13 protein-coding genes are annotated in these 13,299 nt (G+C 70.4%); 8 read left to right on the top strand and 5 right to left on the bottom strand.

Features of this window, described 5'->3' with window-relative positions; all coding sequences use genetic code 11:
- Positions 1-124: 124 nt before the first annotated feature.
- The 5 genes from ACZ66S_RS34830 to ACZ66S_RS34850 all read left to right on the top strand — a co-directional run bounded on the left by ACZ66S_RS34830 (position 125) and on the right by ACZ66S_RS34850 (position 4,420).
- Entirely contained in the window at positions 125-1,495 is a 1,371-nt protein-coding gene (locus ACZ66S_RS34830; RefSeq protein ID WP_469905556.1) for an NAD-dependent succinate-semialdehyde dehydrogenase, read from the top strand.
- 38 nt (positions 1,496-1,533) lie between these two features.
- Positions 1,534-1,983 (top strand): cupin domain-containing protein, encoded by a 450-nt coding sequence (locus ACZ66S_RS34835; RefSeq protein ID WP_469905557.1) that lies wholly within the window; start codon positions 1,534-1,536, stop codon positions 1,981-1,983.
- A 32-nt stretch (positions 1,984-2,015) separates the two neighbouring features.
- On the top strand, positions 2,016-2,312 hold the full coding sequence (locus ACZ66S_RS34840; RefSeq protein WP_469905558.1) for an antibiotic biosynthesis monooxygenase family protein: 297 nt from the start codon (positions 2,016-2,018) through the stop codon (positions 2,310-2,312).
- A 102-nt stretch (positions 2,313-2,414) separates the two neighbouring features.
- The gene (locus ACZ66S_RS34845; protein ID WP_469905559.1) at positions 2,415-3,602 is read left to right on the top strand and encodes a serine hydrolase domain-containing protein; all 1,188 of its coding nucleotides are present in this window, start codon (positions 2,415-2,417) and stop codon (positions 3,600-3,602) included.
- 146 nt (positions 3,603-3,748) lie between these two features.
- The gene (locus ACZ66S_RS34850; RefSeq protein ID WP_469905560.1) at positions 3,749-4,420 is read left to right on the top strand and encodes an enoyl-CoA hydratase-related protein; all 672 of its coding nucleotides are present in this window, start codon (positions 3,749-3,751) and stop codon (positions 4,418-4,420) included.
- A 150-nt stretch (positions 4,421-4,570) separates the two neighbouring features.
- Here the strand turns inward: ACZ66S_RS34850 and ACZ66S_RS34855 are convergent, their stop codons facing one another.
- Entirely contained in the window at positions 4,571-6,289 is a 1,719-nt protein-coding gene (locus ACZ66S_RS34855) for an acyl-CoA dehydrogenase family protein (protein ID WP_469905561.1), read from the bottom strand.
- A gap of 98 nt (positions 6,290-6,387) precedes the next feature.
- On the bottom strand, positions 6,388-6,954 hold the full coding sequence (locus ACZ66S_RS34860) for a PadR family transcriptional regulator (protein WP_469905562.1): 567 nt from the start codon (positions 6,952-6,954) through the stop codon (positions 6,388-6,390).
- Positions 6,955-7,322: 368 nt separating this feature from the next.
- Between ACZ66S_RS34860 and ACZ66S_RS34865 the strand changes: the two genes are divergently transcribed.
- Positions 7,323-8,039 carry a hypothetical protein gene (locus ACZ66S_RS34865; protein WP_469905563.1) on the top strand — a complete coding sequence of 239 codons (717 nt, stop codon included), beginning with the start codon at positions 7,323-7,325 and terminating at the stop codon, positions 8,037-8,039.
- Here ACZ66S_RS34865 and ACZ66S_RS34870 read toward each other — a convergent pair.
- Positions 7,993-8,997 (bottom strand): helix-turn-helix domain-containing protein, encoded by a 1,005-nt coding sequence (locus tag ACZ66S_RS34870; RefSeq protein ID WP_469905564.1) that lies wholly within the window; start codon positions 8,995-8,997, stop codon positions 7,993-7,995. The two genes, ACZ66S_RS34865 and ACZ66S_RS34870, sit on opposite strands and share 47 nt — an antisense overlap.
- Positions 8,994-9,872 (bottom strand): peptidoglycan-binding protein, encoded by an 879-nt coding sequence (locus tag ACZ66S_RS34875; protein ID WP_469905565.1) that lies wholly within the window; start codon positions 9,870-9,872, stop codon positions 8,994-8,996. The genes ACZ66S_RS34870 and ACZ66S_RS34875 overlap by 4 nt, the downstream gene beginning before the upstream one ends.
- Before the next feature lie 276 nt (positions 9,873-10,148).
- Between ACZ66S_RS34875 and ACZ66S_RS34880 the strand changes: the two genes are divergently transcribed.
- Together ACZ66S_RS34880 and ACZ66S_RS34885 are read left to right on the top strand one after the other, a co-directional pair.
- Positions 10,149-10,595: a peptidoglycan-binding domain-containing protein gene (locus tag ACZ66S_RS34880; RefSeq protein ID WP_469905566.1), complete on the top strand. Its 447-nt coding sequence runs from the start codon at positions 10,149-10,151 to the stop codon at positions 10,593-10,595.
- A gap of 182 nt (positions 10,596-10,777) precedes the next feature.
- Positions 10,778-12,424 (top strand): peptidoglycan-binding protein, encoded by a 1,647-nt coding sequence (locus ACZ66S_RS34885; protein ID WP_469905567.1) that lies wholly within the window; start codon positions 10,778-10,780, stop codon positions 12,422-12,424.
- A gap of 116 nt (positions 12,425-12,540) precedes the next feature.
- Here ACZ66S_RS34885 and ACZ66S_RS34890 read toward each other — a convergent pair whose 3' ends face one another.
- Entirely contained in the window at positions 12,541-13,194 is a 654-nt protein-coding gene (locus tag ACZ66S_RS34890; protein ID WP_469905568.1) for a class I SAM-dependent methyltransferase, read from the bottom strand.
- Positions 13,195-13,299 lie beyond the last annotated feature (105 nt).

The following is a 13,299-nucleotide window of genomic DNA, read 5'->3' on the forward strand; positions in this document are numbered from 1 at the left end:
CCTCGACCCGCCCGCTTTCCTCGCCGCGCAGCTCCCCCGCGCCGGCGCATCGCCGCACCATCCACCCGCGCCTTGGGCCCCAGCACCCTTGTCCCACCTCCAAGCCCCACGGAGAAACCCTCTGATGATCATTTCCACCAACCCGGCCACCGGCGCCGAACTCGCGCGCTACGCACCGCAGTCCGCCGACGAGGTCGACGCGATCCTCACCGGCGCGGTGACCGCCCAGGCCGACTGGCGCCGCCGTGACATCACCGACCGTGTCCCGCTGCTGCGGCGCATGGCCGAGGTCCTGCGCGAGAACCGGGAGTCCTACGCGGCCCTGATCACCGCCGAGATGGGCAAGCCGGTCACCGAGGCACTGGCCGAGATCGACAAGTGCGCGACCACCTGCGACTACTACGCCGAGCACGCTCCGACGCACCTGGCCGACCGGCCGGTCGAGTCCAACGCGACCGAAAGTGCCGTGGTGTACGACCCATTGGGCGTCGTCCTCGCGGTGATGCCGTGGAACTACCCCTTCTGGCAGTTCTTCCGCTTCGCCGCCCCCGCGCTCGCCGCCGGCAACGGCGCCCTGCTCAAGCACGCGAACAACGTTCCGCAGTGCGCCCTCGCCGTCGAGGAGGTCGTCCGCAAGGCCGGCGCCCCCGAGGGCCTGTGCCGCACGCTGCTCGTCGAGGTGGACCAGGTGGCCGGCATCATCGCCGACCCGCGCGTCGCCGCGGTCACCCTCACCGGCTCCACCGAGGTCGGCGCGATCGTCGCCTCGCAGGCGGCTTCCGCCCTGAAGAAGCAGGTCCTGGAACTCGGCGGCTCCGACCCGTTCGTCGTCCTCGCCGACGCCGACATCCCGGCCGCCGCAGCGACCGCCGTCAAGGCCCGCTACGTCAACGCCGGCCAGTCCTGCGTCAACGCCAAGCGCTTCATCGTCGAGGAGGCCGTAGCCGACGCGTTTGTCACCGCCTTCACCACCGCCGCGGCCGAGTTGGCGGTGGGCGACCCGACCGACCCGACCACCGCGATCGGGCCCATGGCCCGCGGCAGTCTCCGCGACACCGTCCACGACCAGGTCGAGCGGAGCGTCGCCGCGGGCGCCGAACTCAAGCTCGGCGGGACGATCCCGGACGGCCCCGGCTTCTACTACCCGCCCACCGTTCTCGACCACGTCCGACCCGGCATGGCCGCCTTCGACGAGGAGACCTTCGGGCCGGTGGCCGCTGTCACCCGCGCCGCCGACGCCGACGAGGCCATCGCCCTGGCCAACCACACCGAGTACGGTCTCGGGGCCGCCCTGTGGACCTCCGACCTGGTCCGCGCCCGCCGGCTCACCCGCACGCTCGACGCGGGCGCCGTCTTCGTCAACGGCATGGTGGCCTCCGATCCCCGCCTGCCCTTCGGCGGCATCAAGCGCTCCGGCTACGGCCGAGAACTCGGCGGCGAAGGCATCCGCGAGTTCACCAACACCAAGACGGTCTGGATCGGCCCGGCCGTCTGACACTCCCCACCCGCACACGACACGGAGACGACCACGCCATGAGCACCACCGAGATACCCGACGAGCCCTGCTGCGGCGCCTTCCCGCCCGTCGTACTGCGCCCGGCCGAGCTGCCCGTCTTCAGCCGTGGCGGCGGCGCCCGTACCGTTCCGCTGGTCACGCGGGCCGTGGGCGCCGAGGTGTTCCTCACCGGCCAGACCCTCTTCGAGGGCGGCGCGGGCATTCCCCTGCACACCCACAACTGCCCCGAGAGCGTCACCATCCTCGAAGGCGACGCCATCGTGGAGATCGACGGCATCGAGCACGAGGTCACCCGGTTCGACACCACGTACGTGGCCGCCGGCACCCCGCACCGCTTCCGCAACGCCTCCCCCACCGAGCCGATGCGCATCCTGTGGATCTACGCCTCGGTCGACGCGACCCGCACGCTCGTGGAGACGGGCGTCACCGCACGCGTGGACGCGGAGCACGCCAAGCCCACCCGCTGACCCGCACGTCCTGGAGGACAGGAACCCATTCGATGATCACCGAGATAGCGCAGATCGAGATCAAAGCGGGGCAGGAGGATGCCTTCGAGAAGGCCTTCGGTCAGGCTGTGCCCGTCTTCCTGGCGGCCGAGGGCTGCCACGGGGTCGACCTGCTCCGCAGCCTCGAACATCCCACGCGGTACCGCCTCATGGTCCAGTGGGAGACGGTCGAGCACCACACCGAGACCTTCCGCGCCTCGGACGGGTTCGCCCGGTGGCGGGCTCTGGCGGGCCCCTGCTTCGCGGCTCCACCTCAGGTCGAGCACGTACACCCGGTCCGCCCCCACTGACGTCGAGGGCAGCCGGGTCGGGGACGGATCAGGGTGTGATGGGGGACCACTCCGGGGCCGACCCCGATGCCCGAGGGCATACGCGTTGAGAGGGTGACGTGCATGCCCTCAACGCGTATGTCACGCAGGTCCTTTGCATACGTCGCCGTGTCGGGAACGGCCGCGCTGGCCGCCACCGCGGTACTGCCCGTGCCGCGGGCGACCGCCGCGTCCACGTCGTCGGCGCTCCCCCCACTGGACCCCATCGCCCTCCAGGCGGCCATCGACGATCTGGAGCACCAACCGTCGACCGCGGCCCAACTGCGCGTCAGCGGCACGTCCGGCCACTGGCGAGGCACTTCGGGAGTGGCCGACATCAGAACGCAGCGACCGGTGACTACAGATGACAAGGTCCGGATCGGCAGCATCACCAAGGTCTTCGTCGCCACGGTGATGCTTCAACTGGTGGCGGAGCGACGGATCAGCCTGGACGAACCGGTACGGCGCGTCCTGCCAGGACTGCTGCCGGCCCGGTTCGACGCCGTCACCGTGGCCCACCTGCTCAGCCACACCAGCGGACTGCCCGACCACGTCGGCATACCGGACCCGCAGACCGCGGAGGAAGTCCTCCGCCACCGTTTCGACCACTGGACGCCGCGGGAGTGGGTGGCGACGGCGGCCCACGGGCCGCTGAAATTCGCACCGGGCACCAGGCAGGAGTACCGCGGCATCAACTACGTGCTGGCCGCCCTGATCATCGAGCAGGTGACAGGCCGCTCGTACGGGGAGGCCGTGGCGGGGCGCGTCCTGCGTCCGCTGGGTCTGACCCGCACCGTGGTGCCGGGCGACGACCCGCACCTCCACGGCCGCCACGTGCACGGCTACCTGAGGACGGCCGACGGCAGCCTGCGGGACATCACCACGTACGACCAGTCGGCCGCCCGCGGCGAGGGCGACATGATCTCCAGCACGGGCGATCTCGACCGCGTGCTCGCCGCGCTGTTCTCCGGCGCACTGCTCCCGCCCGAGTTGCTGCGTCTCATGTTCACCCTGCCGGCCGACGACGTACGCATGCTGGACGGTTCTCCCGCGCGCTACAGCACCGGCTTGCAGCGGGCCACCGTCAACGGGGTCACCTTCTGGGGCAAGACCGGGGAGACGTACGGCTACAAGAACGCCGCGTTCTCCACCCGGGACCAGCAGCGCCGCTTCGTACTCGCGTACCACCCGACGACGGTACGGGACGGTGCGGAGAGCCAATTGATCGCCCGGGTCGCCGACCTGCTGACACGCGAGGCCCGTCTGGGCTAGCGCCCCCACATCCCCTTGTGTGTTCAGACCCCGGGCCATACGTTACCGACGGGTAGGTCACTGAACGGAGCGCCGTCTCGCGGAAGTCGGCACCGCCAAGGCGCACGACCTGCCAGCCTCGCCGCGTTCTGCCCGAAGGAGCCACCATGCCCTCGCTCGACCGACAGGACGATGTCTACGTCCTCGACCTCGGAGACGGTGAGAACCGCTTCCACCCCGACTGGATCACCGCCGTCGGGGCTGCGCTCGACGAGGTGGAGAAGACCGACGGTCCGCGCGCCCTGGTCACCACCGCCACCGGCAAGTTCTACTCCAACGGGCTCGACCTGGACTGGCTGTTCGCCCACGCCGACCAGCACCTTGACTACGTCGTCTCCGTCCACGAACTGTTCGCACGGCTGCTGTCCCTGCCGTTCGTCACGGTGGCCGCCCTCCAGGGGCACACCTTCGCCGCCGGCGCGATGTTCTCCCTCGCTCACGACTTCCGCGTCATGCGCGCGGACCGCGGCTACTGGTGCCTGCCCGAAGCGGACATCAACATCCCCTTCACCCCCGGCATGGCCGCGCTCATCCAGTCCCGACTGACACCGCAGACCGCGCACGAGGCCATGGTCACCGCCCGCCGCTACGGCGGCACGGACGCCGCGGCCGCCGGCATCGTCGACCGGGCCACCGACGCGGACGCCGTACGCTCCACCGCCATCGCTATCGCCCAGTCCCAGACGAGCAAGGCCGGCGACACCCTCGGCACGATCAAGTCCCGCATGTACGGCCCGACTTTGACCACCTTGCGCGACCCCACCAACCCGCTCGGCTGAGCCGGCGTCAGCCACATACGTCGCGAGCGAAGGCCAGGCGAACGCCGCCGGCCGTGGCCCTCCGCGCATTGCCCGGAAGACCACGGTACGGACGTAACAACTCCCCGGAGTCTCGGTCGACGTGGGTCGACGGACCTCTCCGTCAGACCCTCACGGTGCCATCTCGTACGTCCCGGACAGCGCCTCCACTCGCTGCCACACGCGGCCCGAGCGCGCTTCGTCGACGACGGGACGCCGGACGGCTTCGAGTGCCCAGCGCTGCTGGGCCTCCGTGGCGGAGTCCTTGCCGTGCAACTCGACGGTGTAGGCGGAGAAGTCGCGGACGAGGACGGCGAACAGCTCGTCGAGCACGTCCTCGTCGAGGTCCGTCAGACGGGCCTGTTCGAGGATGAGCTGACCGTGCACCACCAGCGCGAACAACTGGCCGACGGCGAGCAGCAGATCGAGGTCGCGGCTCTGCTCCTCGTCGGGGGCCGCCGTGGTGACGAACTCGCACAGGGCGTCCGCCTGCTCCCGGAAGCGGGCGACGTTCGGAATGCCGGCGTACGCGTCGTAGGCGGGGCGCCAGTCGTGGAAGCGCACGGAGCCGAGGCCACGTGCCGGGCCCTGCTCGAAGAGGAACGTGTCGTCGGCCGCGTCGAGGCGGGTCGGCACGGCCGGGAACTCGACCGGGTTCAGCAGGTGGTTGCGCATGAACTTCAGGATCAGCGCGAGGTTGACGTGCACGGTGCCTTCGAGCTTGGGCAGTCCCCGGATCTCGACGGCGGCCTGCGCGAAGTAGTTGTCCTTCTCGAAGCCCTTGGCGGCGATCACGTCCCACATGAGGTCGATGACCTTCTCGCCCTCCGTGGTCACCTTCATCTTCGTCATCGGGTTGAACAGCAGGTACCGGCGGTCCTCCGCGGAGGCGGCGCGGAAGTAGTCGACGGCACGGTCGCTGAACAGCTTCATGCCGACGAGGCGGACGTACGCGTCGGCGAGCTCCCGGCGCACATGCGGGAAGGCGGTGACGGGACGGCCGTACAGGACGCGCTGGTGCGCGTGGGTCACCGCCTCGTACATCGCGTGCTCGCAGATGCCGATGGAGGCGGTGCAGAGGTTGAACTTGCCGACGTTGACGGTGTTGAGGGCCGCGTCGAAGGCGGCGCGGCCCGTGTGCAGGACGTCGTCCGGGCCGACGGGGTAGTCCTCGAGACGGAACTCGCTGACGTACTTCGAGGAGTCGACGACGTTCTTCACGAGGTGGTACGCCGGGTGGCGGCTGTCGGCGGCGAAGAACACGTAGCCGTCCGGGCCCTCGATGTCGGTGCGCCGGCCGAAGACCGAGACGAGCCCGGCCGCGTTGCCGTTGCCGATGTAGTACTTGGAGCCGGTCGCCCGGAAGCCGCCGTCGGCGTCCGGGGTCAGCAGCATGTCGGTGGAGTAGATGTCCGCGCCGTGGGTCTTCTCGGAGAGACCGAAGGCGAACACCTCGCCCTGGGACAGGAGTTCCGCCGCTCGGGCACGGGCGGCGGCGTTGTCGCTCTGCCAGACCGGTCCGAGGCCGAGGATGGTCACCTGCCAGGCGTACCAGTAGTCGAGGCCGTAGAAGCCGAAGATCTCGTTGAGGGCCGCGATCCGGGCGGTGTCCCAGCGCTGGTCCTCCCGTCGCCCGGCGGACGCGGGGGTGAGGAAGGTGGCGAACAGCCCTTCCTTGGCCGCGAACGCGAGGAAGTCGGCCAGCCAGGCGCGGGAACGGTAGTCCTCGATGAGCCTGCGCTTGCCGCGGTCCTCGAACCAGTCGACGGTGGCACGCAGCAGCCTGCGGGTCTCGGGGTCGAAGTGCGCGGGGTCGTACGTGCGCGGGTTGAACAGGAGGGAGTCGGCCATGGAGGTCCGCCTTCCGGGGGTTGAGGGTGAGGGGGTGGTGCTGAAGGTCTCTGAAGTTCTCCGCAGGCCTTGGATCGCGGGTCTCGTCGGCCGGCGGATCAGGCGTGCGGCCGTGGCGTACTCAGTCGGCCGAGGGTGGCGAGCACGTCGTCGAGCCAGGCGATCGTCATCCGCTCGTACGCGATGCCTCCGCGCAGCACGACGTGCTGAAGCTCCTGACCGGCGTCGAGCGGGGCGGGGGCCGCGGGTCCGGTGAAGTCGCGCTCCTCCCCCGCCAGGTAGTGCGCGAGCCGGTCGCTGTGCACCTGACGGTGCCGCTCGACCTCCCGCACCAGCACGGACGGGTCGTCGAAGGCCGCACCCCGGATCTTCACGGCGAGGTCGTGCCGCATGCTCTCGGGTTCGATCGCTTCGTGCAGCCACTCGGAGAGGGCGGCGCGGCCGGGGCCCATGACGGAGTACTCCTTCTTGTCCGGCCGGTTCTGCTGCGGCATCTCACGGACGGCGAGCAGGCCGTCGCTCTCCATACGCCGGAGAACGCGGTAGATCTGCTGGTGGGTGGCGGTCCAGAAGTACCCGATGGACCGCTCGAACCGCCGGGCCAGTTCATAGCCGGACCCCGGCTTCTCCAGCAGGGAGACGAGAATCGCGTGCTCGAGCGCCATGCCGCGATCTTTCTATGCAACGAGTTGCATAGCCAAGAGCTGCCGGTGAGGTGAGACGGGGCTCACTTGCAGCCAGGGACCCGCGAGGATGCGATCATCGGCACGTCATGTTCGTTCGCCCGTGAGGTGATTTTTTGAAGAAGGTGGCACTGCGTCCTCACGCACTGTTGCCTCGGCAGTACGACCACCGGAGGGTTCTGGCGACCACTGTGGACGCCTGGGGCCGAGGTCTCTGGCTCATTTGCCCCGACGCCGAACTCCACCCAAATCCGTCCGGCAGCCCCCACCCTCGCCCCCGCAACTTCCCATACGACGCCCTCCTCGTCATAGACGACGGCGGCACGGTCCGCGAGCAGGCCCTGCGTGGCATGAGCTTGCGGGTGACCCATCTCGACACGCTGCCCAACAGACGACTCGTCGTACAGGGCCACAGCCCCACAGGGGAGCGGAACGCGCAGATCTACGGGCCGGACGGGCGATGCCGCCGCAGCTTCCCGATGGGGCGCGCGGTCCAGCATCTGATGGCAGACCGGCGGCACCACGTATGGAGCGCCTACTCCGACGAAGGCGTCTACAGCGACCGGATCAGCGCCTCCGGCCTGGTCCGCTGGGACAGCGGCGGCAACCACCAATGGGGGTACACGCCTCCCGAGGGCGTGCAACACATCGACACGGTCTACGCCCTCAACGTCGGCGACGGTGTCGCGTTTGCCAACTACTACCCGACGTTCCCGCTGCTCGAAGTCCGGGCCAACGGCGCTATGCAGCTCCGGAGGACTCCCGTAGCGGCTCCCCGGGGCATGGCCGTGCACGGAGAACACATCACGTTGCTGGGCGGCGACCGACAGCCGGACCGCCTCCACCTCTGCCGGCTGACGGAAGACGAGGCCCAAGTGGTCGAGGAAGCCCGGCTCACGCTCCCCAACGGGACTCCACTCACGCGGTACGCACGCCCCGTAGGACGGGGCCGGCATCTGTACCTGCGGGGAGCATCACCCAGACAGTGGTACGTCATGGCTGTCCAAGCCGACTCCAGTGCTACGCCCCGTCCCCGTCCCCGTCCGGCGGCGAGGAATCAGCCTTGAAGCACTCCCTCTCGCCGCCGGCTCCCGGGCTGAAGCACGCTTGCACAGGCATGTCGGGGCCGATCACGCTCATGAGGGTGTGGACGTAGGTGTCAGCCTCTCGGCGGGTGGTGACCTCGGCGCTCTGGAGCGAACCGGGTCGTCCTCCCACTCGCATCTCTACGCGGTCCTGCACCACGGCACCCCACATCCGAGCCCAACTCGTCCCGCACTCCTGGCTGTAGCGGATCTGGATCCAGGCACCGGTGGCGGTCTCGTGCTCGGCGAGGGTCAGCGGTTCGGCAGCGCACCGCGTCTCGATCGGGTCCTTGTCCTGACAGGCCGCGTGCCGGCAGAGCACCCCGGAGGGCGCGGCGGACGGTGGCGGCGCTACTTCGTGCTGCGTGGGAGGGAGGTTGGCGAGCACGAGCACCCCGAGGACGACGGCACAGGTCGCCAGGAGGGCGATGACAACGTTCGCGCGCCGGTGGCCGGTTGGCCGGGTCGGCGGGTGGTCCGTACCGCTCGGGTCCGAAGCGGGCCGTGGCGTGCCCGACTCAACCGCGTCGCTGGGGCCTGAAGCAGGCAGGGGCATGCCGGCCTCGACCGTGTCACCCACAGCCGCCTCGCCCCCGACCGTCTCCGACGAGACAGGTGCCCCTGCGTCCGCCCCGGTGGCCGTACCCCTGTGCGGCCGCACCGCCGTACCCCGCGCCGTCCCACCGTCCTCCGTCCGCTCCGTCCGGGCGATGTCCAGGAGCGCCAGTGCGTGGTCGGCGGGTTCGTCGGCGAGGCGGCACAGCTCTTTGACCGCGCTGCGCGGCGGCAGGCCCTTGCCGTTGAGGTAGCGCTCCCAGGACGACTTGCTGTAGGTGCTCGCGCCCGCGAGCTGCGCGAGGCTCAGTCCGGTGCGCTGCCGCAACTCCTGCAGTACGGCGGCCAGTCGCGCCCCCGGAGGTGAGGGTGCTCGGGGTGTCATCCGCGCAGGGCCTTCCACGAACGCGGCCCCAGCATGCCGTCGACGGTGAGACCGGCACGTTCCTGGAACGTCTTCACCGCCCGCAGCGTCAGCGGGCCGAACATGCCGTCGATCCCGCCCGGTGAGATGCCTGCCCGGCGCAGCAGACACTGCGCCTCGGCGACGTCGGCGCCGGAAGCGCCGTAGACGATCTCGGTGTTGCGGCCCTTGTTGATGCCCGCCGACCAGCGGCCGTCGACCTTTGTGACGCGGCAGGTGTAGGAGGGCGGTGGGGAGGCCGCGGTGGTGCGGGGAGCAGCGGTGACCACTGCCCGGCCGGCGTCGTCGTCGAGGCGCAGCATCAGCAGGAGCACCGCGGACAGGGCTACGGCCACGGTGGCGATACCCGCTGTGAGCGCGACGTGCGGGAAGCGACCGGGGGCCGGTTCGGGGTCCGGGGGCAGCGGGTTGACGGCGGCTGCGGCGGCGGCCGTTGGCCCGGGAAGGGGGGTCGTCGGACTGACCGACGAGTCCTGCTGCCCCTCGCTCTGCCCCTCCTCGTCCCACCGCTGCTCGCCCTCTCCCTCCGGGGTGGGCCTTCCCCTGGCCGCCCCACGGGCCGCCCGGCGATCGTCCCGCGCATCGGCGGCGATCTCGTGCAGCGCGAGCAGGGGGACCGGGTCGGTGCCGGTGATCCGCGCCAACGCCTCCACCGCCTCGCGCGGTGGCAGCGAGGCACCACCGAGATACCGCTCCCACGACTTCGCGCTGTACCCCGTCTTGGCCGCGAGCTGCCTCATCGTCAGCTCGCTGTGGTCCTTCAATCGGCGTAAGCGGGCCACCAACTGGCGTGCGCTGGGGTCGAGTTCCGCGGGCAGCGTCTTGGAGCGCGGCATGTTTCCCCCACTGCGGTCGTCAGCATGGTCATGTGCGTGAGCAGCGGTTCCCCTCCGCTGCTGCGCATTCTGCATGAGCCCGCCACATCTGTCACAGGTGTCCCGCATCACCGTCCCACCGGATGCTGTCTCCGCAGGTCAGAGGGGTGGCCGTCCCGCAAGACCGCCACTTGGGACGCAGCCGTGGCCACCGGGGCCGGGCGCCCTGCACCTTGGTCTCGCCACCTGCCCCGCTCGGCGAGACAGGTGCCGACCCCACGAGTGAAAGAGGAACGCATGCGACCGAACGCTATGGGCAGGACCATCGCCGGTGTCATCGCCGTTGTCGGCCTCGCCGCCGGCAGCGTGGCGACCGCGGGCACCAGCTTCGCGGCAGGCGCGAGCACCGCGGGGACGTCGGCGGTGGCCCAGCCCGCCGCCGTGGCCGCGACGCAGAACTTCGGTCTGACCACGGCCGAGGCCAAGAACGTCCAGGAATTCCTCGCGGACTACTGGGGCTACACGGGCTCCATCGACGGTCAGCTCGGCACCAATAGCTGGAAGGCCTTCCAGCGCTGCCTCGCGACGTACTGGGGCTACACGGGCGCCATCGACGGGGACCCGGGCACCAACACCATCAAGGCCCTGCAGCGCCTGCTGAAGGACGACTACGGCTACACGGGCGAGATCGACGGCATCGCCGGTTCGGGCACCCGGGCGGCCTTCAAGCGCTTCGCCGCCTGACCGGTACGACCGACCGGCCACCACGATCCGCCGACGCGGCACAACGCCTGTCCGGCTGATCGCGCAGCGGCCGGGCCGTTCGTGAAGTGCGCGCCCGCGGCCCGTCCTTGCCCGGCAAGGACGGGCCGCGGATCCGTGTGCCCGATCCCCCCGCCCGTCCTCAGAAGGAGAACCTCGCCGCCATGGGAAGACCCGCATTTCTCGTCCGCACCGAAGACAAGAACTCCTCCCTACGGGCCACGCGCCCCACCGGGCCGGGTTGGCGGATCCGCGTCGGAACCTTCGCCGCCACCGCGGCCATGGTCTCGGCGGGCATCGTCCTCGGCGCCGCCCCGGCGTCAGCCGCACCGGCCCCGATCAGGCTGACGTCCGCCTCCTGCCCCAACGAGATCCTCCAGGGCCAGACCAGCGGCTGCGTCACGGAGTTGCAGAACCTGCTCAACGCGCACGGCGCCGGTCTGGTGGTGGACGGGCAGTTCGGGGCGGCCACGCTCTACGCAGTCCGTGAGTACCAGGCCGCCACCGCCATCGCCGTGGACGGGCGGGTGGGCCCAGCGACCAAGACCAAGCTCTACGTGACCGGCGGTTCGGCCCCCTCCCCCATCAACCTCAACTCTTCCTCCTGCCCCGCGGACATCGTCCAGGGCGCCAAGGGCGGTTGCGTCACCGAGCTCCAGCGGCTGCTCAACCACCACGGGTACGCCGTCGACGTGGACGGCGACTTCGGCGCCGGGACCGCGACCGCCGTCCGCAGCTTCCAGTCCGCGCATGGTCTGACGGCGGACGGCCAGGTCGGCACCAACACCAAGCGGGCCCTGTACGACACCGACGAGTCGCCGTCGACCGGCTTGGACCTGAGGTCGGCGTCGTGCCCGGAGAACATCGTCGAGGGGCAGAGCGGCGGTTGCGTCGCCACCCTGCAGTCCCTGCTGAACGGCAAGGGGCAGAGCCTCGCCGTCGACGGCAGCTTCGGCCCGCAGACACTGACGGCCGTGAAGGCGTTCCAGTCCGCGAGCGGCCTCACCGCCGACGGGCAGGTCGGTCCGAACACCAAGGCCGCCCTGTACGCGAACATCGGCGGTGGCGGCGGCAACGGCGCCCCCGCGCCGATCAACCTGAACTCCGCCTCCTGCCCGAACGAGATCGTGCAGGGCCAACGCAGCGGCTGCGTCACCGAGTTGCAGAGCCTGCTCAACCACCACGGCGCCGATCTCGCCGTGGACGGCGACTTCGGTCCTCTCACCGACAGCGCCGTCAGGGACTTCCAGGCCGAGAAGGGCCTCTCGGTCGACGGCCACGTGGGGCCGAACACCAAGGCCGCCCTGTACGGCGCGGTCACGCCGCCCTCGTCGCCCCCGCCCGGCGGCGGTTACGCCAAGATCCTCGACGTGGCGGCGGCCGAGGTCGGCACGGTCGAGGGCAGTGCCCGCGCGAACAGCTACGGCTCGTCCGTCGGCCTGTCCCTGTCCACCAGCAACTACGCCTGGTGCGCGACCTTCGTGAGCTGGGTGGCCAAGCAGACCGGAGCCAGCTCCTACCGCAACTCCTACGTGTCGGGCTGGGTCAAGCAGGCACGGGCCGGCAACTACCACCTGTCCGTGACGACCAGCCCGCAGCCGGGTGACATCGTGGCCTTCGACTGGGACGGCGGCAGCGACTTCACCGGCGGCAACGAGCACATCGGCATCGTCCGGACGGTGTCCGGCGGCTCGTCCTTCACCACCGTCGAGGGCAACACCAGCAACCCCAACGGCGGCAGCGACGGCGTCTACGTCAAGTCCCGCTCCACCAACAGCGGTTACGACGTGGTCTTCATCCGCGTCCGCTGATCCGAACCGCCGGGGTCCTCGTCAGGCCGGGCTGCCTACCGCGGCCTGCCCTGGACCCCGGCACCGGTCACACCCCTCGTACGGCAGGTCTGCGGTGAGCACGGCGAGTTTGTCGTTCAGCTCTCCGCACGCCGGGCCAGCAGCACCGAGTCCTCGGCCTCGACCGGCCCGGTGTCCCGCTTGAGCGTCCGCGTGCGCTGCTCCACGACCACGGGCTCGAAGCCGTCGGGCAGTCCGGGCAGGAGCTCCGCCGCCAGGAACATCGCCTTGCGGTGGCTCTCGGAGAGGTGCGTGAACTCGTGGGACGGCGCGTGTCCGACCACCAGGAGCAACCCGCCGGGGGCGACGGCTCCGGCGAGGCGGCGGGTCACGTCGACCATGCCGCCGTCCGGAGCGTGCAGATAGTGGGTGGTGACCAAGTCGTACGAGCGCTCGCCGGCATCGAAGGTCCTCGCGTCCACCTGCCACCAGTCGACACGCTCAGCCACACCCGCCTGCTCGGCGTGACGGGCGGCACGGGCCAGACCCTCGGTCGAAAAGTCGGCCCCGGTCACCCGCCAGCCCTGCCGGGCCAGCCAGACCACGTCGCCGCCCTCGCCGCATCCCACGTCGAGCGCCGTGCCCGGGGTGAGTTCGCCGACGGTGGTGACGAGCTGCGGATTGGGCTCGCCGCTCCAGAACCGCTCCTGCCCGGCGTACCGCTCGTCCCAAGCCTCCGGCTCGAACATCTCAGCCGCCGCCTGATCGCCGTGCTCATGGTGTCCTGACACCGGATGCCTCCCGTTGTTCGTGGTGCTGTGCCGCGCCGTCCCACTCGGGCGCGTTGTCGATGGTGCTAGGACCGGCACCGATCCGCACGAAAAATTGCCGGACCG

It is taken from the genome of Streptomyces sp. NPDC107471, from assembly GCF_055582845.1.